This window comes from Vibrio sp. M260121, from assembly GCF_036533715.1.
GTDB lineage: Bacteria > Pseudomonadota > Gammaproteobacteria > Enterobacterales > Vibrionaceae > Vibrio.
Genome location: NZ_JATABF010000046.1, coordinates 1 through 26,082, shown reverse-complemented (window position 1 = coordinate 26,082; position 26,082 = coordinate 1). Strand labels below are relative to the sequence as shown.

General features: G+C 46.0%; 26 protein-coding genes. 20 read left to right on the top strand and 6 right to left on the bottom strand.

Annotated features, from left to right (window positions below; all coding sequences use genetic code 11):
- Nucleotide 1: 1 nt before the first annotated feature.
- The 3 genes from ppk2 to QTO06_RS20810 all read right to left on the bottom strand — a co-directional run bounded on the left by ppk2 (nt 2) and on the right by QTO06_RS20810 (nt 2,472).
- Nucleotides 2-778, bottom strand: coding sequence for a polyphosphate kinase 2 (ppk2, locus tag QTO06_RS20820; RefSeq protein WP_331409636.1), 777 nt, complete (start codon nt 776-778; stop codon nt 2-4).
- A gap of 66 nt (nt 779-844) precedes the next feature.
- On the bottom strand, nt 845-1,588 hold the full coding sequence (locus QTO06_RS20815) for a copper homeostasis protein CutC (protein WP_331409634.1): 744 nt from the start codon (nt 1,586-1,588) through the stop codon (nt 845-847).
- Nucleotides 1,589-1,863: 275 nt separating this feature from the next.
- Nucleotides 1,864-2,472 carry a peroxiredoxin C gene (locus tag QTO06_RS20810; protein WP_005424820.1) on the bottom strand — a complete coding sequence of 203 codons (609 nt, stop codon included), beginning with the start codon at nt 2,470-2,472 and terminating at the stop codon, nt 1,864-1,866.
- 200 nt (nt 2,473-2,672) lie between these two features.
- Between QTO06_RS20810 and QTO06_RS20805 the strand changes: the two genes are divergently transcribed.
- The 3 genes from QTO06_RS20805 (at nt 2,673) to aceA (ending at nt 7,275) form a co-directional block, all read left to right on the top strand.
- A complete protein-coding gene (locus QTO06_RS20805; protein ID WP_005424789.1) occupies nt 2,673-3,578 on the top strand; it encodes a hydrogen peroxide-inducible genes activator in 906 nt (301 codons plus the stop codon).
- A 606-nt stretch (nt 3,579-4,184) separates the two neighbouring features.
- The gene (gene aceB / locus QTO06_RS20800) at nt 4,185-5,813 is read left to right on the top strand and encodes a malate synthase A (protein WP_045455388.1); all 1,629 of its coding nucleotides are present in this window, start codon (nt 4,185-4,187) and stop codon (nt 5,811-5,813) included.
- Between the two features lie 148 nt (nt 5,814-5,961).
- The gene (aceA, locus tag QTO06_RS20795) at nt 5,962-7,275 is read left to right on the top strand and encodes an isocitrate lyase (RefSeq protein WP_005440333.1); all 1,314 of its coding nucleotides are present in this window, start codon (nt 5,962-5,964) and stop codon (nt 7,273-7,275) included.
- 105 nt (nt 7,276-7,380) lie between these two features.
- On the opposite strand, the gene QTO06_RS20790 is transcribed toward aceA, so the two are convergent.
- On the bottom strand, nt 7,381-7,827 hold the full coding sequence (locus QTO06_RS20790; RefSeq protein WP_005424784.1) for a CBS domain-containing protein: 447 nt from the start codon (nt 7,825-7,827) through the stop codon (nt 7,381-7,383).
- 234 nt (nt 7,828-8,061) lie between these two features.
- Nucleotides 8,062-8,283: a hypothetical protein gene (locus tag QTO06_RS20785; RefSeq protein ID WP_010648399.1), complete on the bottom strand. Its 222-nt coding sequence runs from the start codon at nt 8,281-8,283 to the stop codon at nt 8,062-8,064.
- Nucleotides 8,284-8,543: 260 nt separating this feature from the next.
- Between QTO06_RS20785 and QTO06_RS20780 the strand changes: the two genes are divergently transcribed.
- The 6 genes from QTO06_RS20780 to secF all read left to right on the top strand — a co-directional run bounded on the left by QTO06_RS20780 (nt 8,544) and on the right by secF (nt 15,700).
- Entirely contained in the window at nt 8,544-9,713 is a 1,170-nt protein-coding gene (locus tag QTO06_RS20780) for a trypsin-like serine protease (RefSeq protein ID WP_077201082.1), read from the top strand.
- A gap of 245 nt (nt 9,714-9,958) precedes the next feature.
- Nucleotides 9,959-11,011: a tRNA preQ1(34) S-adenosylmethionine ribosyltransferase-isomerase QueA gene (queA, locus tag QTO06_RS20775; RefSeq protein ID WP_005424901.1), complete on the top strand. Its 1,053-nt coding sequence runs from the start codon at nt 9,959-9,961 to the stop codon at nt 11,009-11,011.
- A 205-nt stretch (nt 11,012-11,216) separates the two neighbouring features.
- Nucleotides 11,217-12,353 carry a tRNA guanosine(34) transglycosylase Tgt gene (gene tgt / locus QTO06_RS20770; protein WP_331409633.1) on the top strand — a complete coding sequence of 379 codons (1,137 nt, stop codon included), beginning with the start codon at nt 11,217-11,219 and terminating at the stop codon, nt 12,351-12,353.
- A 177-nt stretch (nt 12,354-12,530) separates the two neighbouring features.
- Nucleotides 12,531-12,860, top strand: coding sequence for a preprotein translocase subunit YajC (gene yajC, locus QTO06_RS20765; RefSeq protein WP_005424903.1), 330 nt, complete (start codon nt 12,531-12,533; stop codon nt 12,858-12,860).
- A gap of 21 nt (nt 12,861-12,881) precedes the next feature.
- Complete coding sequence (secD, locus tag QTO06_RS20760; RefSeq protein WP_005447728.1) at nt 12,882-14,738, top strand: protein translocase subunit SecD; 1,857 nt, start codon at nt 12,882-12,884, stop codon at nt 14,736-14,738.
- Nucleotides 14,739-14,752: 14 nt separating this feature from the next.
- On the top strand, nt 14,753-15,700 hold the full coding sequence (gene secF, locus QTO06_RS20755) for a protein translocase subunit SecF (protein WP_038890720.1): 948 nt from the start codon (nt 14,753-14,755) through the stop codon (nt 15,698-15,700).
- A gap of 713 nt (nt 15,701-16,413) precedes the next feature.
- Here the strand turns inward: secF and suhB are convergent.
- A complete protein-coding gene (gene suhB / locus QTO06_RS20750; RefSeq protein WP_005424885.1) occupies nt 16,414-17,217 on the bottom strand; it encodes an inositol-1-monophosphatase in 804 nt (267 codons plus the stop codon).
- Between the two features lie 232 nt (nt 17,218-17,449).
- Between suhB and trmJ the strand changes: the two genes are divergently transcribed.
- From trmJ to ndk, 11 genes are all read left to right on the top strand, one after another.
- Nucleotides 17,450-18,169: a tRNA (cytosine(32)/uridine(32)-2'-O)-methyltransferase TrmJ gene (trmJ, locus tag QTO06_RS20745; protein WP_038890721.1), complete on the top strand. Its 720-nt coding sequence runs from the start codon at nt 17,450-17,452 to the stop codon at nt 18,167-18,169.
- 125 nt (nt 18,170-18,294) lie between these two features.
- Nucleotides 18,295-18,801, top strand: coding sequence for a Fe-S cluster assembly transcriptional regulator IscR (iscR, locus tag QTO06_RS20740; protein ID WP_027726597.1), 507 nt, complete (start codon nt 18,295-18,297; stop codon nt 18,799-18,801).
- Between the two features lie 28 nt (nt 18,802-18,829).
- Complete coding sequence (locus QTO06_RS20735) at nt 18,830-20,044, top strand: IscS subfamily cysteine desulfurase (RefSeq protein WP_009705575.1); 1,215 nt, start codon at nt 18,830-18,832, stop codon at nt 20,042-20,044.
- A 37-nt stretch (nt 20,045-20,081) separates the two neighbouring features.
- Nucleotides 20,082-20,465 carry a Fe-S cluster assembly scaffold IscU gene (gene iscU / locus QTO06_RS20730; RefSeq protein ID WP_005424883.1) on the top strand — a complete coding sequence of 128 codons (384 nt, stop codon included), beginning with the start codon at nt 20,082-20,084 and terminating at the stop codon, nt 20,463-20,465.
- A gap of 72 nt (nt 20,466-20,537) precedes the next feature.
- Nucleotides 20,538-20,861, top strand: a complete 324-nt coding sequence (gene iscA / locus QTO06_RS20725; RefSeq protein ID WP_005440317.1) for an iron-sulfur cluster assembly protein IscA — start codon at nt 20,538-20,540, stop codon at nt 20,859-20,861.
- A gap of 55 nt (nt 20,862-20,916) precedes the next feature.
- Nucleotides 20,917-21,432 (top strand): co-chaperone HscB, encoded by a 516-nt coding sequence (gene hscB, locus QTO06_RS20720; protein ID WP_005424897.1) that lies wholly within the window; start codon nt 20,917-20,919, stop codon nt 21,430-21,432.
- Nucleotides 21,433-21,453: 21 nt separating this feature from the next.
- On the top strand, nt 21,454-23,307 hold the full coding sequence (hscA, locus tag QTO06_RS20715) for a Fe-S protein assembly chaperone HscA (RefSeq protein ID WP_331409630.1): 1,854 nt from the start codon (nt 21,454-21,456) through the stop codon (nt 23,305-23,307).
- Nucleotides 23,308-23,320: 13 nt separating this feature from the next.
- Nucleotides 23,321-23,659 carry an ISC system 2Fe-2S type ferredoxin gene (gene fdx / locus QTO06_RS20710; protein WP_005424889.1) on the top strand — a complete coding sequence of 113 codons (339 nt, stop codon included), beginning with the start codon at nt 23,321-23,323 and terminating at the stop codon, nt 23,657-23,659.
- A 45-nt stretch (nt 23,660-23,704) separates the two neighbouring features.
- Nucleotides 23,705-23,899, top strand: a complete 195-nt coding sequence (gene iscX / locus QTO06_RS20705) for a Fe-S cluster assembly protein IscX (protein ID WP_005424887.1) — start codon at nt 23,705-23,707, stop codon at nt 23,897-23,899.
- A 172-nt stretch (nt 23,900-24,071) separates the two neighbouring features.
- A complete protein-coding gene (gene pepB, locus QTO06_RS20700; protein ID WP_331409627.1) occupies nt 24,072-25,370 on the top strand; it encodes an aminopeptidase PepB in 1,299 nt (432 codons plus the stop codon).
- A 100-nt stretch (nt 25,371-25,470) separates the two neighbouring features.
- Nucleotides 25,471-25,896 (top strand): nucleoside-diphosphate kinase, encoded by a 426-nt coding sequence (ndk, locus tag QTO06_RS20695; RefSeq protein WP_005532589.1) that lies wholly within the window; start codon nt 25,471-25,473, stop codon nt 25,894-25,896.
- Nucleotides 25,897-26,082 lie beyond the last annotated feature (186 nt).

The window sequence follows — 26,082 nt, the reverse complement described above, 5'->3', positions numbered from 1 at the left end:
TCTAGTATTTATCAGGAACGAAGGTTTGATCGTCTATGGGTGCTCGGACGTAGCCTTCCTTATTCAGCTCTGGCAATTCGATAACTGGATGCTCAAGTTCTTCGTATTCGACTTGACTGAGCAGATGGCTGATACAATTCAAACGTGCTTTCTTTTTATCATCAGAAGGCACTACCCACCAAGGGCAGTTTTTTGTATCTGTGTAAGCAAACATTTTGTCTTTTGCTTGTGAATATTCCGCCCAGCGATTACGTGACTCTAAATCCATCAGGCTGAACTTCCAGCGTTTGATAGGGGTATTGATGCGCTCCAGAAAGCGCTTTTCTTGCTCTTCATCGGAGACTGAAAACCAATACTTAATTAAGATGATGCCAGAGCGTTGCAGCATGCGCTCGAACTCTGGGCAAGAGCGGAGAAACTCCTCATATTGTACCGGGGTACAAAAGCCCATGACTTTCTCTACGCCAGCGCGGTTGTACCAACTGCGGTCAAACAGCACGATTTCCCCAGCAGCAGGCAGATGTGCCACGTAGCGCTGGAAGTACCATTGTGTTTTTTCTTTTTCTGTTGGGGCAGGAAGAGCCGCGATACGGCAGACACGAGGGTTGAGTTTTTCAGTGATGCGTTTGATGGTGCCACCTTTGCCAGCGGCGTCGCGTCCTTCAAACAGTACCACGACTTTAAGCCCTTTGTGTTTGACCCACTCTTGGAGCTTAACCAACTCAATTTGCAGCTGTTCTAGTGCTTCTTCGTATTCCTTTTTCTTTAGTTTCGCCATGTTTCCTCCCGTCCTTAGTTATCAATATGTTAGCACTCAATAACTAAAGACGGGATTTGAAAGCGCTTAATTGAGAGCTGTTACCATGTTCGCGATAGCACCGGTGTTGGTGACAGGAATCGAAAAATCATCCACATCGGCAGCGCCCATTTTGCTTTGCTCGGCAATAAAGGTCATGTGACTAGGGCGAGTTGTCTTGCCAGATAAATGCACTTCGGTGACTTTGGCTTGTTCAACAAGCTGGCCAACATTGTCTGCATTCACACCGGCGCCTGCCATGATCGCAATGCGTCCTTGTGCTTGCTCGACCAAAGCTCTAAGCACATCGATACCTTGCGGTGCAGAAGGTGCAAGGCCGGAAGTCAAAATACGCTCGCAACCTAAGCTGATCACTTCTTCTAACGCTTTTTCAGCATCGCGACACTGGTCAAAGGCACGATGGAAGGTCACGCCTAAGCCAAGCGCTTGAGCAAATTCACACAGTGCCGTTGCGTACGGCATATGAATGTCGCCGTTTTGAGTGAGCACGCCAAGAACGACACCATTCAAGCCAGCTTGTTTAGAGGCTTCAATATCCCAACGCATCATTTCGATCTCTTCCTCACTGTAGAGGAAGTCGCCTTGGCGAGGGCGAATCATCGCGTAAACCGGAATAGTAGAGCGTTTAGCGGCTTGCTGCATAAAGCCATAACTTGGGGTTAAGCCACCCAAAGCAAGTGAAGAGCAGAGTTCGATGCGGGTTGCACCGCCAGCAATCGCGTTGTGGAGAGATTCAATGTTATCAATACAGACTTCAAGTTGAGTGTTCACGAGGTTGTCCTGAATTATTGTAATTACAGCAAATACTAGCAGGACGAAAGGGGAGAATCTGTACTGAGACCGAGGTAAATAGAGGTAAACTTTTTGCGTGATGCTTGCCTCTTTTGCTTTTCCAAAGCGCAGATAAAAAGAAAGCCCAGAGCGAACTCTGGGCTTTTTTATGACTTTACTTAGACTGATTGGCGTTTGCGGTTTTTCCGCTATAGCTTTTTGCTTTATATATACATCCAACCAACACGCCCGTTGAGCTTGGGCGGCAGTGTCTATTACTTGCTTAGGTCGTCTGCGTGCTCAGATAGGAACGCTGCAACACCTTTTGGAGATGCGTCCATACCTGCTTTACCTTCTTCCCATTGTGCAGGACATACTTCGCCGTGCTTCTGGTGGAAGTTTAGTGCATCAACCATGCGTAGCATTTCGTCGATGTTACGACCTAGTGGTAGATCGTTAACTACTTGGTGACGTACAAGACCGTCTTCGTCGATTAGGAAAGAACCACGGAAAGCAACGCCTGCTTCTGGGTGCTCTACATCGTACGCTTTACAGATTTCGTGTTTAACGTCAGCAACTAGAGGGTATTTAACTTGACCGATACCGCCATCTTCGATAGCAGTGTTACGCCATGCGTTGTGAGAGAACTGAGAATCGATAGAAACACCGATTACTTCAACACCTTTAGCTTGGAAATCAGCTAGACGGTTGTCGAATGCGATTAGCTCAGATGGGCAAACGAAAGTGAAATCTAGTGGGTAGAAGAATACTACTGCTTTCTTACCTTTAGTGAATTCTGCAAAGTTGAAGTTTTCAACGATTTCACCGTTACCTAGAACAGCTGCTGCAGTAAAGTCAGGGGCTTGACGACCTACTAGTACCATTTTTTTGCTCCTAAAAAATTTGGTTTGATCCAAACCTACATTCAGTTATTTAGGTTTGGTCCTTGTTTGTGCGAGACAAACTATAGTACAGATTGTAGTATTGAAAAAAGCGAAATAAATAGATTGAGTTCATCGAAAAAAGCGATAATAACGAAACTATTATCTCGATCACTGGAACAGCAATAGATACAAATAGAATTATGAATAAATGGCCTAGCTTGAAGCAGTTACACTATTTGGTCACTCTGCATGAAACTCGACATTTTAGTGATGCTGCTGAGCGTTGTTTTGTCAGTCAATCTACCTTGAGTAAAGGCATCCAAAACCTTGAAGAGTTGATTGGTTGTCCACTTTACGAAAAGAAAGATAAGAAAAGCCCATTGGTTTTCACTCAAGCGGGTGAAATGGTCGTGCAGCAAGGTCGCGAACTGCTCGCTAAAGGGCAAGATCTTGTTGAACTTGGTCGTCTATGCCAAGGCGATGATATGGAAGGGCAGCTAAAAGTAGGTTGTATTCCGACCATTGCTCCATTCTTATTGTGCGACCTTGTCCAAGAGGTAAACTACCGCTTCCCTCAATTAAATCTTCTATTAAGAGAAGACACGACGACCAACTTGCTGCAAGCACTTCGCCACGGTGAATTGGACGTATTGATTCTTGCTCTGCCTGTAGAGATAGAAGGAATGGAAAGCCGAGTAGTGGGACAAGACCCATTCCGCATGGTGATCAGTGCCAATCAAGCGGATTCCGTACCAGTGCCGATCCGTTATGCAGATTTGCCAGATGAATCCGTCTTCTTATTAGAGAAAGAACACTGCCTTACTGAGCACGCGGTTTCAGCGTGTAAGTTGACGGACAAAGAGAAGATCAACCCATTCACCGCAACCAGTCTTCATACCTTAGTACAGATGGTTGCTAATGGTTTGGGTACTACATTTATCCCGCAAATGGCGATTGATCATGGTTTGCTACACAACCAGAACTTGGTGGTGATCGACCCTCCTGGTCAGCAAGCGTATCGCGATATTGGTTTGGTTTGGCGTCCAAGCTCGTCACGATCAAACACTTTCAATCAATTGGCAGAAGTCGTCTCTGAACTGCTTTAGCTATTAGTATTAGCCTGCGACTCCCGATCAAACATCAAAAAGCGCACTAGAAATAGTGCGCTTTTTAGCATTTTATTCTGCGCGTGAACTTTGACTTGTAAAATTTTACAGATGAACTTTCATGAAGCTTTCATAAAATAGTGAAATTTCACAATGTTAATTTTACACAACTGCCTGTGTAACGCGTTTAAGTCGTGTTTAATTTCCTCTTCCTAGCCCTTGTGAATACAAGGATTTTTCTCCTGCCTTACTATTCATACACTTGTTTGAATTCAAAAATAACCTGTAAAATTGATGTAATTTAATTACGTAATAACTTACAAATTGAACTCAAAAATCAAACACTTGTTTGATACCGAATAAAACTTTGAATTTAACGTTTTGTTTACTTGAGGGGTTTCGCTTAAACCTTTGTTGGGTTAGCTTAATTAAAGGCTTGTAAGACTTATGTCTAGATTGAAAAAGCAATTTAGGTTGCGCAAGGTATAGACACAACGAAGCGAAGTGAACACCAAATCGAAGGATGTAATTTGTTGTTCATAACTTACAAATGTAGCTTTAGGCTGACTGCCCAAGATGGATAAAGCACGTTAAGGATGAATGATTATGCTTGCTCAGACAGAACAAAAAACACAACAACTAAAGCAAACCCAAGGCATGCTTGAGGTGAATGGAGTCGTTGCTCCTGAACATCAAGCAATTTTCCCTGTTGAAGCCCAAACCTTTTTATCTCTACTGTGTGAAAAATTTGCCGGACGTGTTGAGCAGTTGCTGGAAGCACGAGAGGAGAAGCAAGCACGTATCGACGCAGGTGAACTGCCAGACTTTCTACCAGAGACACAAGACATTCGTGAAGGAAGCTGGAAGATCCTTGGAATCCCGCAAGATCTGCAAGATCGCCGAGTGGAGATTACGGGACCGACTGATCGCAAGATGGTGATTAACGCACTGAATGCGAATGTAAAAGTGTTCATGGCCGACTTCGAAGATTCGATGTCCCCTGCGTGGAGTAAAGTTCTAGATGGTCAAATCAACCTGCGCGACGCTGTTAATGGCACCATCAGCTACACCAACCCTGGCAATGGTAAACACTATCAGCTGGCAGAAGACCCAGCGGTGTTGATCTGCCGTGTTCGCGGACTGCATCTAAAAGAAAAACACGTAACGTGGCACGGTCAGATCATTCCAGGTGCGCTATTCGATTTCGCTCTGTACTTCTACAACAACTACAAAGCGCTACTGAAAAAGGGAAGCGGTCCTTACTTCTACATTCCAAAACTGCAATCGCATCATGAAGCGAAGTGGTGGAGCGAAGTGTTCCATTTCACCGAAGAATATTTCGGTTTGGATACTGGCACCATCAAAGCGACTGTACTGATTGAAACCTTACCAGCCGTATTCGAAATGGATGAGATTCTGTTTTCTCTGAAAGAGCACATCGTTGGTTTGAACTGTGGTCGCTGGGATTACATCTTTAGCTACATCAAAACACTGAAAAACCACCCAGATCGCGTACTTCCGGATCGCCAAGTGGTGACCATGGATAAGCCATTCCTCAACGCTTACTCAAGATTGTTGGTGCGAACTTGTCATAAACGTGGCGCATTTGCGATGGGCGGCATGGCAGCCTTTATTCCGGCTAAAGACCCACAAGAAAACCAAAAAGTGCTGGATAAGATCCACAACGATAAATCGCTAGAAGCTAACAACGGCCATGACGGCACTTGGGTTGCTCACCCGGGGTTGGCAGACACTGCTATGGAAGTGTTCAGTGCCACACTGGGGCAGCGCAATAACCAATTGGATGTGAGCCGCTCAGAAGACGCACCAATCACCGCCGCAGAGCTGCTTGAACCGTGCGAAGGTGAACGTTCAGAAGAGGGCATGCGCCATAACATCCGCGTTGCGCTGCAATACATCGAAGCTTGGATCTCTGGCAACGGTTGTGTGCCGATTTACGGACTGATGGAAGACGCAGCAACGGCAGAAATCTCACGCGCCTCTATCTGGCAATGGATTCAACACGGCAAGTCGCTCGATAACGGATTGAAGGTCACTAAAGAGCTGTTCGAACTCTACCTGAAAGAAGAGATTGAAGTCGTGAAGCAAGAAATTGGCGAGCAGCGTTACCAAGCAGGTCGATTTGAAGAAGCGGCAGACTTGATGGCGAGACTTACCACCAGTGATGAACTGACCAACTTTTTAACCATTCCAGGTTACGACTACTTGGATTAACCCAAAGATTTAGAACACTCCATTTATTTAACTAATACGTGTTTGTTTAACGACTACGTGAAAGATTCGAGGCAGATAAGGATGTACTGCCTGAGAACGGAAAACTCAACGCACATGCACAAGTGCACATTATAAGAGGGATAGACCAATGACTAACTTAACTCGCCGCCAACAAATTGAAGCTCTGGAAAAAGATTGGGCAACCAACCCACGCTGGAAAAACGTAAAGCGTACTTACACAGCAGAAGAAGTGGTAGAACTGCGTGGTTCTATGGTGCCTGCGAACACAATCGCACAACGTGGTGCTGACAAACTTTGGTCACTGGTCAACGGTAGTTCAAAGAAAGGCTACGTAAACTGTCTTGGTGCACTAACGGGTGGTCAAGCCGTACAGCAAGCGAAAGCAGGTATTGAAGCGATTTACCTATCAGGTTGGCAGGTAGCGGCGGACAACAACACCGCTTCGACGATGTACCCAGACCAATCTCTGTACCCAGTAGATTCGGTACCGTCGGTAGTAAAACGCATCAACAACTCATTCCGTCGCGCAGACCAAATTCAGTGGTCTGCAGGTAAGTCACCAGAAGACGAAGGCGGTATTGATTACTTCCTACCAATTGTAGCGGATGCGGAAGCAGGCTTTGGTGGTGTATTGAACGCTTACGAGCTAATGAAATCGATGATCGACGCTGGTGCGGCAGGTGTTCACTTTGAAGACCAACTGGCATCCGTGAAGAAGTGTGGTCACATGGGCGGTAAAGTACTGGTTCCAACCCAAGAAGCGGTGCAAAAACTGGTAGCAGCTCGCCTAGCAGCAGACGTTGCTGGCACGACAACACTAGTAATCGCACGTACCGATGCAAACGCAGCAGATCTACTAACATCTGACTGTGACCCATATGATAAAGACTTCATCGAAGGTGAGCGTACTCAAGAAGGTTTCTACCGTGTACGTGCAGGTATCGACCAAGCTATCTCTCGTGGCCTAGCTTACGCGCCATATGCGGATCTAATCTGGTGTGAGACAGCAACGCCTTGTCTGGAAGAAGCACGCAAGTTTGCAGAAGCAATTCATGCAGAGTACCCAGACCAACTGTTGGCATACAATTGCTCGCCTTCATTCAACTGGGAGAAGAACCTAGATGCTGAAACTATTGCTAAGTTCCAACAAGAGCTGGCTAACATGGGCTACAAGTACCAGTTCATCACGCTAGCAGGTATCCACAACATGTGGTTCAACATGTTCGAACTGGCACACGCTTACGCTCAAGGCGAAGGCATGCGTCATTACGTTGAGAAGGTTCAACGTCCTGAGTTTGAAGCGGCAGAAAAAGGTTATACGTTCGTAGCGCACCAACAAGAGGTTGGTACGGGTTACTTCGATAGAATGACCAACACAATTCAAGGCGGTAACTCGTCAGTGACAGCACTGACAGGTTCTACTGAAGAAGACCAATTCTAATCAGTATTGAGTCCACAATTACTACGTTAGTAATGACATCTTTGAGCGGCAATTGAGCCGCTCTTTTTTTGCCTGCGATTTGAGAGAATGAAACTTAGTAGCGAATTAATCCGCTTCGATCTCTTCCGGCTCGGTCTCTTCTTGTAATTCCAGCAAGTTAATTGCAATAGTTACAAAATCGGTATCGGTGATGATGCCGACCAAGTGACCTTTATTGACCACTGGTAAACAGCCGACTTTGTGCTTTTGCATATAGATTGCGCTTTCCTTTAAACCTGCTCTTGGTTCGGCAGTCATGATGTTGGTGTGCATCATTTGGTAAAGCGGAGTATCGAGGGTAAAAGATTGTTCAGCCTCATCTGGGTGCAAGCAGGATTCTTGTGCAGCAAGAATATCGCGTTGAGTCACCAAGCCTTTTAAGTGTTTATTGGCATCAACAACCGGAATATGTCGAATATCAAGCGCTTCCATCATGCTTTTTGCGTCACGTAATGTGTGCTCACGCAGCAAGGTATGAGGGTTGCGAGTCATCATGTCTTCAACCTTGATCATAGAGACCTCCAGCGGCATTGTCCTTCTCTTAAATATAGAGAATATTTTGCTGCATATCTGGGAGCTAACTCGTTTTTCACTAATAAAATAAAACGATTAGATGGAGATCAATCAGAGGTGAAAATGGACTGGTGTTTTCTATAATTCCAGCTACTCATTCGGGGTGAGTCTAGGATGTAAGCGCTATCATAAATAACCAAAGCTAAGGCGTTTAAACCTTAGCTTTGGTTACTCTTAACGTTGCTTAAAATGCACACAGATAAGACCATAAGCTTTCGCATCGACACAGCGACCGATGTAGCTTTTATCTGGCAGGTTGACGGCACATAAGCGAGGGACCTGTTTTAGGTAACAGGCATCTTGCAACACTTTGAGTCGATCATTGCTGGAACTTGCGATTGCTCCAGATGAAAACGCGAGTACGGCAGCACTCAGCGCTAGAGTTAACATCTTCATACTTACCTCAATAAATGTCTAAAGAGCAAATGCTCACCTTCACTATAGTTCATAGAAATTGCTACTGATTGGTTTGTTAATTATTGCTATTTGCCGTTGAAAAACTCAATGCGAGTCAGTTTGCATTTTTCACTGATAAGGTATGTGGTCAGAATGTAATCTAATGAGTTGAATCGCACATTTTTACTTGCTTGATTTTCCAAGATAAGCCTGTGGAAGAAGATACGCTCAGGCTTACCAGATTGAAGATTACAACCTAAATGAAACGAACGACATGCAACAAGCTCATTGCTTTGGCAGTGGCGGCATTCAGTGTGCAATCCGCTCAAGCGATTGTGTTAGGAGATGAGCAAACCGACCCGGTTGATCGTGTGACTTTACGCGCAAGTAACATGGCAGAGTTTCCGCTGTGTGGCGGTACCATGCTGACGGAACAGTGGGTATTAACTGCGGCACACTGTGTGGTGATGGGGCAGGGAACCAACGAAGCGAGCTATTATGTTACTCCGCCGGGAGAGCTGTCGGTGAATGCCAATGTGTATGAACTCAATTCAGCAGGGCTTGATAACTTTTATCCTGTCTCTCACGTTGTGGTTCACCCTGACTATACGCGAATTTCAAAAGCTGAGATCGATAGCAACGGCAACGTGAAACCTATCCAAACTGGTTTAGATTCAGACATCGCGTTGTTGTACCTCACGCGCCCAGTGGCGAACGCGCGCGTTGCTGACTTAGCAAATAAAGCTGATATGGAAAATATCGAAGCGCGTTTGGCGGCGGATTGGAACGATAATTATCTGACTAATCAACGTGTCGAAAACGTGCAAGTATTTGGGTGGGGGACCACTCAGCCCGATGCTTCTGAACCTTCCAATACGCTCAAAACTACCATCAGCACATTTTTGCCGATCGACAAATGTTATGAGCGTTTAGAAATTGGCAGCAGTTTTCCGGGCATCATTGATTCAAGAGAAAACCAAACCAAAATTTGCACGCTTCCAACGAAGAACCGCGTATTGGAGCCGGATAGTCATACTCAATATGGTAACTCTGCGTGTAAAGGTGACAGTGGTGGCCCCCTCATTGATGTCGCAACGGGTAAGCAGATCGGTATCGTAAGTGGCGCGCCTCTTATTCTACCAACGTGTGGCTCTTTAACGATCCCAAGCTTCTACACTAAAGTGGGGCAATATTACGATTGGGTACAGTCCTACATCACCGCCGATGGTCCACCGAGCAGTTACATCATTGAGCCGAACTTCATCAAAGAAGCGAATAGTGGAAATGGTGGTGGGGAAGAAGAGTGCCATGATGGCATTGCGACCAATAACTGTGATTTCAGAGGCTCTGAAGACGACGGTGGTAGCTTAGGCGCTTGGCTATTTAGTTTGCTGGCTCCACTAGCGTGGATGCGCCGACGCAAAAGTTAAACTTTCAGTAACTGATAAACGTAATTAGACATTTTAAAAAGCAGCGCACTTCGCTGCTTTTTTTATGTGTGCTTATCCTGCACCTTTCACGTTTTATTACACTCTTAGTGAAAGCTTTTACAGTCAATCTAAGGGGATTTGCTTGCTATTGCAGCATGTAAACATATACTAGTCTGCTGCGAAAAACTCGTCGCAATTTTATCGTCGTCTTTGACGTGATTTGACCAATAGATAAGACAAGTAACATGCAAGTATCAGATTTCCATTTCGACCTTCCAGATGAACTCATCGCTCGCTACCCTCAACCAGAGCGTACCGCTAGCCGACTGCTGCAAATGGACGGCAATACTGGTGAACTTATTGATGGCACGTTTACCGATGTGCTGGAGCAAGTTCAAGCCGGTGACCTAGTGGTTTTCAACAATACTCGCGTTATTCCTGCGCGTTTGTTTGGTCGCAAAGAGTCAGGCGGCAAGCTAGAAGTGCTGGTGGAGCGTATGCTCGATGAGAAAAGCATCCTGGCACACGTTCGTTGCTCTAAATCGCCAAAACCAGGCACAACGATCTTGGTTGGTGAAAACGATGAATACTCAGCGCAAATGGTCGCTCGTCATGATGCACTGTTTGAACTGAAATTTAACTCTGATAAGACGGTACTCGAGATTCTGGAAGAAATCGGTCACATGCCACTTCCTCCATACATCGACCGCCCAGATGAAGACGCGGATAAAGAGCGTTACCAAACGGTTTATAACCAAAAGCCAGGTGCGGTTGCAGCACCGACGGCGGGTCTTCACTTTGATGATGTTCTGCTTGAGAAAATCAAAGCGAAAGGCGCTGAGTTTGCGTACGTTACTCTGCACGTAGGTGCAGGTACGTTCCAGCCAGTTAAAGTGGATGACATCAACGATCACCATATGCACGCAGAATACGTAGAAGTTCCGCAAGACGTAGTGGATGCGATTAACGCAACCAAAGCGCGCGGCGGCCGTATCGTCGCTGTGGGTACTACGTCAGTGCGTTCACTAGAAAGTGCAGCGCAAGACGCGTTGAAGAAAGGGACAGAATTGGTTCCATTCTTTGGTGATACGGAAATCTTTATCTACCCTGGTTACGAGTACCAGCTGGTGGATTGCTTGATCACCAACTTCCACTTACCAGAATCAACGTTAATTATGTTGGTGAGCGCGTTTGCTGGTTACGAGAACACCATGAATGCTTACAAGCACGCGGTGGAAAACAAATACCGTTTCTTCTCGTACGGTGACTCAATGTTTATTAAAAAGAAGACAGCATAATGTTTTAAGCCCTCTCTAGCCCTCTTCCTTGTGACGGGGTCGGTTAGGAGGGGTTAGAAAGCTAACGATTTACGAGTGCTAGCAGTAGGCTAGGAAACAGAGCAGAACCTCTGCTTTGTCTCTCGCACGGAAGGCGACCGCTCCTTAAAGTGGGGGAAACCCCAAGATACATAGTCAGACTGTTTCTCTGACACTCGGAGGCATCGTGAAATTATCATTCGATCTTAAAAAGAAAAACGGCAATGCGCGTCGTGGTCAATTGACCTTCGAACGTGGCACTGTTCAAACTCCAGCATTCATGCCAGTAGGTACTTACGGTACGGTTAAAGGCATGACTCCGGAAGAAGTAAAAGGCACGGGTGCAGAAATCCTGCTAGGCAACACTTTCCACCTATGGTTACGTCCTGGTCAAGAAGTGATGAAAATGCACGGTGACCTGCACGATTTCATGAACTGGCACGGTCCTATTCTTACTGATTCAGGCGGCTTCCAAGTATTCAGCCTAGGTAAAATGCGTAAGATCACTGAGAAAGGTGTTCACTTCCGTAGCCCTGTAAACGGCGACAAGATTTTCATGGACGCTGAAAAGTCGATGGAAATCCAAAAAGACCTAGGTTCTGACATCGTAATGATCTTCGACGAGTGTACGCCATACCCAGCGACACACAACGAAGCGAAAAAATCGATGGAAATGTCACTACGTTGGGCACAGCGCTCACGTGACCACTTCGATAAGCTAGAAAACCCGAACAACCTATTTGGTATCGTTCAAGGTGGTGTTTACGAAGATCTGCGTGATGTGTCTATCAAAGGCCTGACGGAAATCGGTTTTGATGGTTACGCGGTTGGTGGTCTTGCAGTAGGCGAACCGAAAGAAGACATGCACCGTATCCTTGAGCACACGTGTCCACAGCTTCCAGAAGACAAGCCTCGTTACCTAATGGGCGTAGGCAAACCGGAAGATTTGGTTGAAGGTGTTCGTCGTGGTATCGACATGTTTGACTGTGTAATGCCAACGCGTAACGCGCGTAATGGTCACCTATTTGTGACTGGTGGTGTGATCAAGATCCGTAATGCGAAACATAAAACGGATACAACTCCGCTAGATCCGCACTGTGACTGTTACACTTGTCAGCACTACAGCAAATCGTACCTTCACCACCTAGAGCGTTGTAACGAAATCCTAGGTGCTCGTCTGAACACTATCCATAACCTACGCTACTACCAGCGTCTGATGGAAAGCATTCGTAAGGCGATTGATGAAGATCGTTTCGATGAGTTCGTTACTGAGTTCTATGAGCGTCGTGGTCGTGAAGTACCACCACTAGTAAAAGAGCAGTAATTAACAGATTAAAAGAATTAAAGCCTTTGGCATGTTGCCAGAGGCTTTTGCTAATAAAGTAGGCTAACGTACGTTATTTTTGAGAAGGTGATCTCTATTACTTAATCTCAAACTTGAATCTAAATTACGAAAGCCCAACTTGTTGGATTATCAATAAAATATAATGAGGATGTTTTAATGTTTATTTCTCAAGCTCACGCAGCAGCAGAAGGCGCACCAGCAGGCGGCGGTTTTGAAATGCTAATCATGCTAGGCATGTTCGCGGTGATCTTCTACTTCATGATCTACCGTCCACAATCTAAGCGTGTTAAAGAACACAAGAACCTAATGTCTTCTATGGGCAAAGGCGATGAAGTTCTAACAAGCGGCGGCCTAGTGGGTAAAATCACTAAGATTGCTGAAGACAACGATTTCATTTCAATTGAGCTAAACGCAAACAATGAAGTTGTAATCAAGAAAGACTTCGTAACTGCAGTGCTACCAAAAGGTACGCTGAAGTCTCTATAAAACAGCTAAAGGATCCTCGCTGTGCTAAACCGTTATCCATTATGGAAGTACTTGATGGTATTTTTTGCCATCATCACCGCTGCGTTATACGCACTTCCAAATATCTACGGTGAAGATCCGGCTATTCAAGTTACAGGGGCGCGTGGCGCCTCTGTAGATATGTCAACGCTGGATGCTGTCACCAAAGCTCTTGATAAAGAGCATCTCTCTCATAAATCCATTGCTCTCGAGAATGGATCAATCCTTGTTCGTTTCAATGACACTGACACTCAAATCAGTGCCCGCGATATCATCAGCGAAGCGCTTGGCAAAGATAAAATTGTTGCACTAAACCTTGCTCCATCTACGCCAGATTGGCTAGAAGCAATCGGTGCGTCGCCACTTAAGCTGGGTCTTGACCTACGTGGTGGTGTTCACTTCCTAATGGAAGTTGACATGGACGCGGCGATGGAGAAGCTGGTTGGTCAGCAAGAAGAAGCTTTCCGTAGCGAACTTCGTGAAGCTAAGATTCGTTACCGTGCAATCCGTCCTTCTGGTACAGAAGGTGTGGAAGTATTGCTACGTAATGAGGAGCAGCTAGCGGAAGCGAAAGCAACGCTAGAAAAGAATCACCCAGACATGAACTTTGTCGACTCTGATTCTAATGGTCGTTACGCGTTGATTGCCACCTTTACCGAGCAACGTTTACAAGAGATACGTAACTACGCAGTTGAACAAAACATCACGATTCTTCGTAACCGTGTTAACGAACTGGGTGTTGCTGAGCCACTGGTTCAACGTCAAGGTGCTAGCCGCATCGTAGTTGAGCTGCCTGGTGTTCAAGACACCGCTCGTGCGAAGGAAATTCTAGGTGCTACGGCAACACTAGAGTTCCGCGAAGTTGATGATAAAGCTGACCTATCAGCGGCGGCAAATGGCCGTGCGCCAGCAGGTAGCGAAATCAAGATGGACCGTGATGGTCGCCCAGTTGTGCTTAAGAAGCGCGTTATTCTTGGTGGTCAAAGCATTACGGATGCAAGTTCAAGTGTTGATGAATACGGTCGCCCACAAGTTAACATCTCGCTAGACAGCGAAGGTGGTAACAAGATGTCTGCGTTCTCTAAGAAGAACATCGGTAAGCTAATGGCTACCGTGTTTGCAGAATACAAAGACAGTGGTCGTCGTACGCCAGAAGGCAAAGTTATCCTTGATAAGCACGAAGAAGTCATCAACCAAGCAACGATTCAATCGGCTCTTGGTCGTAACTTCCGTATCACTGGTATCGACTCTGCAGCAGAAGCACACAACTTAGCACTTCTACTACGTGCTGGTGCTCTAATCGCACCGATCTCTATCGTTGAAGAACGTACTATTGGTCCATCAATGGGTCAGCAAAACATCGATATGGGTATCCAAGCATGTATCTGGGGTATGGTTGCGGTAATGCTGTTTACGCTGCTTTACTACCGTGGCTTCGGTCTGATTGCTAACATTGCGTTGATGGCAAACTTGGTTCTTATCATTGGTGTTATGTCGATGATTCCGGGTGCCACCATGACGCTGCCAGGTATTGCCGGTATCGTATTAACCGTCGGTATGGCGGTCGATGCGAACGTATTGATATTTGAGCGTATCCGTGAAGAGCTTCGAGATGGACGCAGTCCTCAGCAAGCGATTCACCAAGGTTACGCAAACGCATTCAGTACTATTGCCGATGCGAACATCACAACGCTTATCACTGCGATCATTCTATTTGCAGTGGGTACAGGTGCGGTGAAAGGCTTCGCAGTAACACTATCTATCGGTATCTTAACTTCAATGTTCACCGCTATTGTAGGTACACGTTGTATCGTGAACCTGATTTACGGTGGCAAACGCGTTGATAAATTGTCGATCTAAGGCTGGGAATTAATATGTTTCAAATTCTAAAAGCAGAAAACACGATCGGCTTTATGCGTTGGTCGAAAGTCGCGTTCGTATTCTCTATCTTTATGATCGCTGCTTCTATCTTCACGCTATCAACCAAATGGTTGAACTGGGGTCTAGACTTTACTGGTGGTACGCTCATCGAGGTAGGTTTTCAACAACCAGCAAACCTTGAAGAGATTCGTGCAGCGCTAGATTCAAAAGGCTTCGGTGATGCGACAGTACAAAACTTTGGTAGTGCTCGCGATGTAATGGTTCGTCTTCGCCCTCGTGACGATATGTCTGGTGAAACACTAGGTAACCAAATCATTGGTGCTATCAAAGAAGGTACGGGTGAAAGCGTAGAAATGCGTCGTATCGAGTTTGTAGGTCCAAATGTTGGCGATGAGCTGACAGAAGCGGGTGGTCTAGCGATCCTTGTGTCGCTGATCTGTATCCTGATCTACGTATCGATGCGATTTGAATGGCGTCTAGCGGCTGGTGCGGTAATGGCACTGGCACACGATATCATCATCACGCTGGGTGTGTTCTCGTTCCTACAAATCGAAGTTGACCTTACCATCGTAGCGGCGCTACTAACGGTAGTCGGTTACTCGCTCAACGATACCATCGTTGTATTCGACCGGATTCGTGAAAACTTCCGTAAGATGCGTAAGGGCGAACCTTCAGACATCATGGATGCGTCAATCACTCAAACATTGAGCCGTACATTGATTACGTCGGGTACAACCTTGTTCGTAGTAATTGCCCTGTTCATGCAAGGTGGTGCGATGATTCACGGCTTCGCAACCGCACTTCTACTTGGTATCACGGTAGGTACTTACTCTTCTATCTACGTAGCATCAGCACTAGCGCTGAAACTGGGTATCCAGAAAGAGCACTTGATGCCACCTCAAGTAGAAAAAGAAGGTGCAGAGTTCGACGAGATGCCATAAGGCAGATTTAGAACCGCAAACAAAAACCGCTGAGCAGTCAGCGGTTTTTTTGTATCCAAAATTCTGCCTTTCAATTTTCTTTGAACTGTTTCGAGGCTCTGGTGACCCATTTTGAACGATGAAATAGGAATCGCTATGTTGCTTTATTTCAAGGCCAATAGGAGAGTTGGGCTTCCAAAAGCTCGATGTAAAAATGATGGTTAAGTCCGGATTGTTTTCTTTCTGCTTGGTTACCATGAATGCACCTGCTGTTTCCGGGCAGCTTTATGATACCTACCTAACGATTAGAAACGACTTGTATCAGATGCAATATGCCGAGGTGTTGAAGGTGGTTGCAGAGCTAGTCTTTCTGCCAAAGAAAAACGAGAAATTCAGTCTCATCCAATAAAATTTGGTCATCAATTCCCATTTTTATCAGCCATCCCATCAAGTTTGGTTACGGAGCTGTCTTACTTTGAAGCATACAGTCAGGATGGAGGCGTTGGGTGTCTTTCCGTAAACGGCTTTGGTGATGTATACCAGCCAGTCACGGTTTCGTTGCAGTTTCTAATGAAAGAACAAGTATGGAAGGTTAAGCACGTAAAAATAGACCACTTACCTGACTACGACCGTTTCTATAAACAGGCAGATTGTTCGATATAAAAAAGCCCCGCTCAATGAGCGGGGCTATTCAAAAGTCATCAGCGTGACGGGCTTAGTATGACTTGAGAATCTTACTTAAGGATCGCGCTGTTGCCGTTTTCGCGAACGTGCTTAAGGATAGATTTCACGCCACGAGCGCTAGAAGCAACAATGTTACCAGACTTCATGTACTCAGTACCGCCAGCGAAGTCAGTTAGGATTGCGCCAGCTTCACGAGCGATAAGCTCACCAGCAGCCATTTGCCAAGGTTTTAGGCCTAGCTCAAAGTAACCATCTACACGGCCAGCAGCCACGTAACATAGGTCAAGAGCAGAACAACCGCTACGACGGAAGTCAGCACACTCAGTGAATAGAGAACCTACGATCTTAATGTAAGACTCAGAGTGTTGCTTCTGTTTGAATGGGAAACCAGTCGCTAGAACCGTACCGTGTAGGTCTTTAAGTTGAGTAACACGGATACGAGCGTTGTTTAGCTGAGCGCCAGCACCACGTTGTGCAGTGAATAGCTCGTTTTGCATTGGATCGTATACACAAGCCACTTCAGTTTTACCTTTGAAGCGAACCGCGATAGATACTGCGAAAGTAGGGTAACCTTTTACAAAGTTATTAGTGCCATCCATTGGGTCGATGATCCATTGTACGTCTTTATCTTTACCTTCGATAAGACCAGCTTCTTCAGCAACGATGCAGTGCTCTGGGTAAGAGTGCTTGATAGTATCGATGATGATAGCTTCTGCTTCTTTGTCTACATTAGTAACAAAGTCATTAGTGCCTTTTAGCGTAGATTCAATTTTATCTGTGTTTTCTAATGATTTAGCAATGTGATTGCCTGCCTTTCGCGCAGCGCGAATAGCAATGTTTAGCATTGGATGCATACGAATTTCCCAACGGATGTTAAAGAACAATTTAAAGCGGCGGCGAGTATACCAGAGTCAAAGCAAAAGGGAAGTGGTTATTTTTTGCTCGTTAGAGAAAGGGGGGTGTGATAGCTCTCTCTATAGAGAGGAAAACAATTGATGAGAATGCGAATAGAAACCTGCTTCGCTCTAGGGTGTATTAGAAAATTATGATAATATCCCTCGGTTTTAATTCAGGTAGCAAACACAGATGTTGGATCAAGTAAAAATCGTACTCGTCGGGACTTCTCATTCAGGCAACATTGGCTCGGCTGCACGAGCAATGAAAGTCATGGGTTTAAGCCAACTTGTATTGGTGGATCCGCAATGTGAAGTGGATGACCAAACTCTTGCTCTTGCCGCTGGTGCTGGTGATATTGCTCAAAACGCAACAGTCGTAAGTACGCTAGAGGAAGCCATTGAAGACTGTGGTCTTGTCGTCGGTTCTAGTGCTCGTTCACGCACACTTGAATGGCCAATGCTTGAGCCACGCGAATGTGGTGAGAAATTTGCTGTTGAAGGCCAAAAACACCCTGTTGCACTAGTCTTCGGCCGTGAGAGAACAGGCCTGACTAATGACGAACTGCAGAAGTGTCATTACCACGTTTGCATTCCAGCTAATCCTGAATACAGTTCACTCAACTTAGCGATGGCGGTACAAACGCTGAGCTATGAAGTTCGTGTTGCACACCTTAACCTAGAGCAAAGCCAATACGCGCCAAGTGAATCTGAAGAGTACCCACGCCATAAAGAGCTAGAAATGTTCTTTGAGCACCTTGAAAAGGTGATGATTGATACCCAATTTATCAACAAAGAGCAGCCAGGTCAGGTGATGAACAAACTACGTCGTTTGTACTCACGTGCACGACCAGAGGCGCAAGAATTGAATATTCTGCGTGGTGTTTTGACAGCGATCGAAAAGAAACTCTGAACAAATAATAACCATTTTAGGTGTAAGGATGAATACCTGACTAAAATAGTCAAATAAATACTTGACCGTTTTAGTCGGGTATGGAAAAATCCTAATCATTACAAACCATGTGGATACGGTGTGGAATGAAACTTACATCTAAAGGAAGATATGCGGTGACAGCCATGCTGGACGTGGCACTGCACTCGCAACAAAACCCAGTCCCTCTAGCTGATATTTCAGAGCGTCAGGGTATCTCGCTCTCTTACTTAGAGCAGCTCTTTTCAAAACTGCGTAAAGCAGGTCTTGTAGCCAGCGTTCGTGGTCCAGGTGGTGGTTACCGCCTAGGAGCAGAGGCGCATAGTATTGCGATCGGCACAGTAATCGCAGCGGTTGATGAGTCAGTTGATGCAACTAAATGCCAAGGTAAAGGAGATTGCCAAGGCGGTACACGTTGCCTAACTCACACCCTATGGCGTGACCTAAGCTCTCGCATTAGTGACTTCTTGAATAATATTACGCTCGGTGAGCTAATGACAGACAACGAAGTCTTACAAATTTCTGATCGTCAGGACATTGATCTGGCGGTAACTCATGGGTTATCAAACAAAAATACAACCGCCGCGCCCATCGGTGTAAACGTCCGCTCTTAGCGGTCTGCATTTTACATTGGAGTAGAGAATGAAACTGCCGATTTATCTTGATTATTCCGCTACATGTCCAGTAGATCCACGTGTTGCTGAAAAAATGGTTCAGTACATGACAATGGATGGCACATTTGGCAACCCAGCTTCGCGTTCGCACCGTTACGGCTGGCAGGCAGAAGAAGCTGTAGATACTGCTCGTGAGCAAATTGCTGACCTTCTAAATGCAGATCCACGCGAAATCGTATTTACATCAGGTGCGACTGAGTCTGACAACCTTGCAATTAAAGGTGCTGCTCATTTTTACTCTAAGAAGGGTAAACACGTAATCACTTGTAAAACAGAGCACAAAGCCGTTCTTGACCCATGTCGTCAACTAGAGCGCGAAGGCTTTGAAGTGACTTACCTAGAGCCAGAATCAAACGGTCTGATTGACCTAAACAAACTTCAAGCAGCAATGCGTGAAGACACTGTTCTAGTTTCAATCATGCACGTTAACAACGAGATTGGTGTGATCCAAGACATCACCGCAATCGGCGAACTATGTCGCGAACGTAAGATTGTGTTCCATGTGGATGCTGCACAGTCTGCAGGTAAACTGCCAATCGACGTTCAAGAAATGAAAGTTGACCTTATTTCACTGTCTGCGCACAAAGCTTACGGCCCTAAAGGTATCGGCGCACTTTACGTTCGTCGTAAACCTCGTATCCGTCTTGAAGCACAAATGCACGGTGGCGGTCATGAGCGTGGCTTCCGCTCTGGTACACTTCCAACTCACCAAATCGTGGGCATGGGTGAAGCGTTCCGTGTAGCAAAAGAAGACATGCAAAAAGATTACGATCACGCACTAGCACTTCGTAACCGTCTTCTAGATGGCGTTAAAGATCTTGAAGCAGTAACGGTAAACGGTGACCTAGAACAGCGTGTTCCTCACAACCTAAACGTGAGCTTTGCATTCGTAGAAGGCGAATCTCTACTGATGTCACTAAAAGACCTAGCAGTATCTTCTGGTAGTGCTTGTACATCAGCGAGCCTAGAGCCATCTTACGTTCTTCGTGCACTTGGCCTAGACGACGAATTAGCACACAGCTCAGTACGTTTCTCATTTGGTCGTTTCACGACTGAAGCAGAAATTGATTACGCAATTGAACAAATCCGCGTTGCAGTGACTAAGCTACGCGACATGTCTCCTCTATGGGATATGTACAAGGAAGGGGTTGATCTGAGCACTGTTGAATGGGCTCACCATTAATCTCACGGACTAAATAGAGGATTCGAGGTAATTTATCATGGCATACAGCGAAAAAGTAATTGATCACTACGAGAACCCACGTAACGTTGGTTCGTTCGATAAAGAAGACCCATCAGTAGGCAGCGGCATGGTTGGCGCGCCAGCTTGTGGTGACGTAATGAAGCTTCAAATCAAAGTGACGCCAGAAGGCATCATTGAAGACGCGAAATTCAAAACATACGGTTGTGGTAGTGCAATCGCTTCAAGCTCACTCGTAACTGAGTGGGTAAAAGGCAAGTCTATTGACGAAGCGGCATCTATCAAAAACTCTGAGATTGCAGAAGAGCTAGAGCTTCCACCAGTGAAAGTACACTGCTCAATCCTAGCGGAAGACGCAATCAAAGCAGCGGTTGCTGACTACAAGAAAAAACACCAGGAATAATTATTCCGTATATAATGGGAGCCCTTAAACGCTCCCATTCCAAAACGTAATTTAGACAGACTAAGGTGCAGTATGGCCATCACAATGACAGAATCAGCGGCGAGTCGCGTAAAAGCATTCCTAGATAACCGAGGCAAAGGTATCGGTTTGCGTCTTGGAGTGAAGACGACAGGCTGTTCCGGCATGGCTTACGTTCTTGAGTTTGTGGATGATCTAAACGAAGAAGACGAAGTCTTTGAACTGTCTGAAGTGAAAATCATCATCGATAAGAAAAGCTTGGTATACCTAGACGGTACTGAGTTGGATTACGTTAAGGAAGGGTTGAATGAAGGTTTTGAATTCAACAACCCTAACGCAAAAAGTGAATGTGGTTGTGGTGAAAGCTTCAACGTCTAATTGACTGTCCTTCTGGGCAAACGAGTCCAGAAGGCTTTACTAGGACCCGATCTTAATGAATCACTTTGAATTATTTGGGCTACCAAGTCAGTTTCAGCTGGATGGTAGCCTTCTTTCTTCTCAGTTCCGAGAACTACAAAAACGCTTCCACCCAGACAATTTTGCGACCGCCTCTGAGCGCGACCGCTTGATGGCTGTCCAAAAAGCAGCGCAAATCAACGATGCGTATCAAGTACTTAAGCATCCTATCTCTCGCGCTGAATACATTCTGGCAGAAAACGGCACAGAAATTCGTGGTGAGCAACAAACCATGCAAGACCCGATGTTCCTAATGGAGCAAATGGAACTGCGTGAAGAACTGGAAGACATTGCTGACAGCTCTGATCCTGAATCAGCGCTTTTTGACTTCGATTCTAAGGTCAGCAAAATGTACAAACAGCATTTGGCGAGTGTAGAGCAAGAACTTGACCAAGGTCTTTGGGCTGAAGCCGCTGACCGAGTTCGTAAACTCAAATTCATTGCCAAGCTAAAAAATGAAATTGAACTGGTTGAAGACAAGCTCCTCGGCTAGTTAGCGCGACAAGGACCCATCATGGCACTACTTCAAATCGCAGAACCGGGCCAAAGCTCGGCACCTCATGAGCACAAGTTAGCAGCGGGTATCGACTTAGGTACCACCAACTCTTTGGTTGCTTCTGTACGCAGTGGCGACGCGACCACGCTGAAAGACGAGCAAGGCCGTAGCATTTTGCCGTCAGTAGTGAACTACACGCAAGATTCAGCGTCAGTCGGTTACGATGCCAAAGCAAAAGCAGAGCTAGAACCAGCAAACACCATCATCTCGGTAAAACGTCTGATCGGCCGTTCATTGAAAGACATTCAAGCTCGCTACCCATCTTTGCCTTACCAATTTAAAGAAAGCGACAACGGTCTGCCAATTCTGCAAACCGCTCAAGGTGACAAAAACCCGATTGAAGTGTCTGCCGACATTCTTAAAGCGTTAGGTAAACGTGCTGAAGATACGCTAGGTGGTGAGTTAGCTGGCGTGGTTATTACTGTTCCTGCTTACTTTGATGACGCTCAACGTGCTGGAACAAAAGATGCAGCGAAATTGGCAGGTCTTCATGTGCTGCGTCTGCTTAACGAGCCGACAGCTGCAGCGATCGCCTACGGGCTAGACTCTGGCCAAGAGGGCGTGATTGCGGTTTACGATCTAGGTGGTGGTACATTCGATATCTCTATCCTACGTTTGTCGAAAGGCGTATTTGAAGTATTAGCAACCGGTGGCGACTCTGCACTAGGCGGTGATGATTTTGACCACCTACTAGCAGATTACCTAATGGAGCAAGCCGGACTAGAAGCGCCGCTTTCTGCTGAGAAAAACCGCGCATTATTGAACATTGCAACGGCGACGAAGATTGCTTTCTCTGAGCAAGACAGTGTTGATGTGGATGTATTTGGCTGGAAAGGCTCCGTGACTCGCGAACAGTTCGAAGATCTGATTCGTCCGCTAGTGAAGAAAACCCTAATGTCTTGCCGTCGTGCGCTGAAAGATGCTGATGTGGATGCGGAAGATGTACTTGAAGCGGTCATGGTCGGCGGTTCAACACGCACATTGCTTGTACGTGAAATGGTTGGCGAATTCTTCGGCCGTACACCACTGACAAGCATTAACCCAGATGAAGTAGTTGCAATCGGTGCGGGTATCCAAGCAGACATCTTGGCAGGTAATAAGCCTGACTCTGAAATGCTGCTTCTGGACGTAATTCCTTTGTCCCTTGGTATTGAAACCATGGGCGGCTTGGTTGAGAAAATCATTCCACGTAACACCACGATCCCAGTGGCTCGCGCACAAGAATTTACGACGTTCAAAGATGGCCAAACAGCCATGAGCGTACACACCGTACAAGGTGAGCGTGAAATGGTGGACGACTGTCGCTCATTGGCTCGTTTCTCATTGAAAGGCATTCCACCAATGGCAGCAGGTGCTGCGCATATTCGCGTGACTTACCAAGTGGATGCGGACGGTCTATTGTCTGTTACAGCAATGGAAAAGAGCACGGGTGTTCAGGCTGAAATCCAAGTGAAACCTTCTTATGGTCTAAGCGATGATGAAGTAGCAAATATGCTACGTGACTCGATGACTTACGCGAAAGAAGACATGCAGGCTCGTGCATTGGCAGAGCAGCGCGTAGAAGCGGATCGTGTCATTGAAGGTTTGATTGCAGCACTGCAAGCTGATGGTGATGAGCTACTATCAGACCAAGAGAAACAAGAACTATTAAAAGTGATTGAAGCGCTGATTGAACTGCGCAATGGCGAAGATGCTGACGCTATCGAGCGAGGCATCAAAGACACCGACAAAGCAAGCCAAGATTTTGCGTCGCGCCGTATGGATAAATCGATTCGAGCTGCACTGTCAGGTCAGTCAGTTAATGATATATAAGAGATAAGTAGTTATGCCTAAGATTATTGTATTACCACACGAAGATTTGTGCCCAGAGGGTGCAGTGTTGGAAGCAAACACTGGTGACACCGTTCTAGACGTAGCGCTAAAAAATGGCATTGGTATTGAACACGCATGTGAGAAGTCATGTGCATGTACTACCTGCCACGTGATCATTCGTGAAGGTTTTGATTCGCTAGAAGAGAGTGAAGAGCTAGAAGATGACATGTTAGATAAAGCATGGGGTCTTGAGCCTGAGTCTCGTCTTGGTTGCCAAGCGAAAGTAGCGGATGAAGATTTGGTTGTTGAGATTCCAAAATACACGCTAAACCACGCGTCGGAAGATCACTAATACTATCTCCCCAATATAAGGGGTGAAGCAAAAGGAAGACGAGCAATGAAATGGACAGATTCTCGCGATATCGCGATTGAGCTTTGTGACAAGTTTCCCGACTTGGATCCTAAAACAGTACGTTTTACCGATCTTCATCAATGGATCATGGAGTTAGATGAGTTTGACGATGAGCCAAACCATTGTAACGAAAAGATTCTAGAAGCGGTTATCTTATGCTGGATGGACGAAGCGGATTAATGCTCGATTCGGCGGTAAAACGCAGCAGAGTTAACAATTCTCACTAAAAAAAGCGGACCTTAAGGTCCGTTTTTTTATCAAGTTGACATTTTCACCCTACATAATGCTAACATCCGTTAGTTATCAAAAAAGAAGAGGCGTAGGCAACGCCGTTATAAGACAAGGAGAAACCATGTCTACACAGATGTCTGTATTTCTTAGCCAAGAACCAGCGGCACCACATTGGGGCGACAAAGCACTGCTTTCTTTCGCTGAGAATGGCACAACCATTCACCTAGGTGAAGGTCACGATCTTGGTGCGATTCAACGTGCAGCGCGTCAACTCGATGGTCAAGGAATCCGTTCAATTTTACTTGCTGGTGATAACTGGGATTTGGAGAGCGTTTGGGCATTCCACCAGGGTTACCGCAACCCGAAAAAACACGGCACGCTAGAGTGGGTTGCGCTTTCTGAGCAAGACCAAACAGAGCTTCATGCTCGTATCACCTCTACGGACTTTACTCGCGATATCATCAACAAAACAGCCGAAGAAGTGGCACCACGTCAATTGGCAACCATGGCGGCTGAATTCATCAAATCAATCGCACCACAAGGCACAGTAACGGCTCGTATCGTTAAAGATAAAGATCTGCTTTCAGAAGGTTGGGAAGGTATTTACGCAGTAGGTCGTGGCTCTGAGCGCACATCGGCGATGCTGCAACTTGATTACAACCCAACAGGTGATGAAAACGCGCCAGTATTTGCGTGTCTTGTTGGTAAAGGTATTACCTTTGATTCAGGCGGTTACAGCCTTAAACCATCAAACTTCATGACGGCAATGAAAGCGGACATGGGCGGTTCAGGTACGATTACTGGCGGCCTTGGTCTGGCTATCCTTCGCGGTCTTAATAAGCGCGTGAAGCTGATCCTTTGTTGTGCGGAGAACATGGTTTCTGGTCGTGCACTTAAACTTGGCGACATCATCACTTACAAAAACGGTAAGACCGTTGAGATCATGAACACCGACGCAGAAGGTCGTTTGGTTCTTGCTGATGGTCTTATTTACGCAAGTGAGCAAAAACCTGAGCTTATCATTGACTGTGCAACCTTAACGGGCGCAGCGAAGAATGCACTAGGTAACGACTACCATGCACTAATGAGCTTTGATGATGAGCTTTCACATCAAGCGCTAACGGCGGCGAACCAAGAGAAAGAAGGTCTATGGCCACTACCTCTTGCTGATTTCCACCGTGGCATGCTGCCATCAAACTTTGCTGACCTATCTAACATCAGCTCTGGTGATTACTCACCTGGCGCAAGTACAGCTGCGGCATTCTTGTCTTACTTCGTTGAAGATTACAAGAAAGGTTGGCTGCACTTCGATTGCGCAGGCACGTACCGTAAGTCAGCGTCTGATAAATGGGCTGCTGGCGCGACAGGCATGGGTGTACGCACACTTGCTCGTTTCCTGAACGAACAAGCCGCAAAATAACACTTTTACCAGTGCAGACCCCCTGTCTGTACTGGTATAACTTAGAGAGACGCAAGTCACTCATATAAAACTATTATTACAAGTACAAAAAGGAAACCTTATGGCTCTAGAAAGAACGTTTTCAATTGTTAAGCCTGACGCTGTAGAACGCAATCTGATTGGTGAAATCTACCACCGTATCGAAAAGGCGGGTCTGCGTATTGTTGCTGCAAAAATGGTTCATCTGACAGAAGAACAGGCGAGCGGTTTTTACGCAGAACATGAAGGCAAACCTTTTTTCCCTGCACTGAAAGAGTTCATGACATCTGGCCCTATCATGGTTCAGGTTCTTGAAGGTGAAGATGCAATCGCTCGTTATCGTGAGCTAATGGGCAAAACAAACCCAGAAGAAGCGGCATGCGGTACAATCCGTGCTGATTACGCACTGAGCATGCGTCATAACTCTGTTCATGGTTCAGACAGTCCTGAATCAGCGGCTCGTGAAATCGAGTTTTTCTTCCCAGAGTCAGAGATTTGCCCTCGTTAATCTTGTACTAGTTTGATTACCAAGCCTCGGTTTTTTCCGGGGCTAATTATATGGTCCGCCTCACTCTCAAGCCCTACGCTTAGAGTAGGCTATCAGAACGAGGTGAACCATATGTCTACTATCCACATTTTAGGTATCGATTTAGGTAAGCACTGCTTTCATGCGGTTGGCAATAATCACTCTGGC

Bases quoted from the DNA above. Each gene is read 5' to 3' on its own strand.
- iscX (WP_005424887.1), top strand. From the start codon at position 23,705: ATGAAATGGACAGATTCTCGCGATATCGCGATTGAGCTTTGTGACAAG.
- QTO06_RS20780 (WP_077201082.1), top strand. From the start codon at position 8,544: ATGAAACGAACGACATGCAACAAGCTCATTGCTTTGGCAGTGGCGGCA.
- queA (WP_005424901.1), top strand. From the start codon at position 9,959: ATGCAAGTATCAGATTTCCATTTCGACCTTCCAGATGAACTCATCGCT.
- QTO06_RS20790 (WP_005424784.1), bottom strand. From the start codon at position 7,827: ATGATCAAGGTTGAAGACATGATGACTCGCAACCCTCATACCTTGCTG.
- fdx (WP_005424889.1), top strand. From the start codon at position 23,321: ATGCCTAAGATTATTGTATTACCACACGAAGATTTGTGCCCAGAGGGT.
- aceA (WP_005440333.1), top strand. From the start codon at position 5,962: ATGACTAACTTAACTCGCCGCCAACAAATTGAAGCTCTGGAAAAAGAT.
- QTO06_RS20735 (WP_009705575.1), top strand. From the start codon at position 18,830: ATGAAACTGCCGATTTATCTTGATTATTCCGCTACATGTCCAGTAGAT.
- iscU (WP_005424883.1), top strand. From the start codon at position 20,082: ATGGCATACAGCGAAAAAGTAATTGATCACTACGAGAACCCACGTAAC.
- suhB (WP_005424885.1), bottom strand. From the start codon at position 17,217: ATGCATCCAATGCTAAACATTGCTATTCGCGCTGCGCGAAAGGCAGGC.
- QTO06_RS20785 (WP_010648399.1), bottom strand. From the start codon at position 8,283: ATGAAGATGTTAACTCTAGCGCTGAGTGCTGCCGTACTCGCGTTTTCA.
- iscA (WP_005440317.1), top strand. From the start codon at position 20,538: ATGGCCATCACAATGACAGAATCAGCGGCGAGTCGCGTAAAAGCATTC.
- trmJ (WP_038890721.1), top strand. From the start codon at position 17,450: ATGTTGGATCAAGTAAAAATCGTACTCGTCGGGACTTCTCATTCAGGC.
- hscA (WP_331409630.1), top strand. From the start codon at position 21,454: ATGGCACTACTTCAAATCGCAGAACCGGGCCAAAGCTCGGCACCTCAT.
- ndk (WP_005532589.1), top strand. From the start codon at position 25,471: ATGGCTCTAGAAAGAACGTTTTCAATTGTTAAGCCTGACGCTGTAGAA.
- iscR (WP_027726597.1), top strand. From the start codon at position 18,295: ATGAAACTTACATCTAAAGGAAGATATGCGGTGACAGCCATGCTGGAC.
- aceB (WP_045455388.1), top strand. From the start codon at position 4,185: ATGCTTGCTCAGACAGAACAAAAAACACAACAACTAAAGCAAACCCAA.
- QTO06_RS20810 (WP_005424820.1), bottom strand. From the start codon at position 2,472: ATGGTACTAGTAGGTCGTCAAGCCCCTGACTTTACTGCAGCAGCTGTT.
- QTO06_RS20805 (WP_005424789.1), top strand. From the start codon at position 2,673: ATGAATAAATGGCCTAGCTTGAAGCAGTTACACTATTTGGTCACTCTG.
- ppk2 (WP_331409636.1), bottom strand. From the start codon at position 778: ATGGCGAAACTAAAGAAAAAGGAATACGAAGAAGCACTAGAACAGCTG.
- hscB (WP_005424897.1), top strand. From the start codon at position 20,917: ATGAATCACTTTGAATTATTTGGGCTACCAAGTCAGTTTCAGCTGGAT.
- pepB (WP_331409627.1), top strand. From the start codon at position 24,072: ATGTCTACACAGATGTCTGTATTTCTTAGCCAAGAACCAGCGGCACCA.
- secF (WP_038890720.1), top strand. From the start codon at position 14,753: ATGTTTCAAATTCTAAAAGCAGAAAACACGATCGGCTTTATGCGTTGG.
- yajC (WP_005424903.1), top strand. From the start codon at position 12,531: ATGTTTATTTCTCAAGCTCACGCAGCAGCAGAAGGCGCACCAGCAGGC.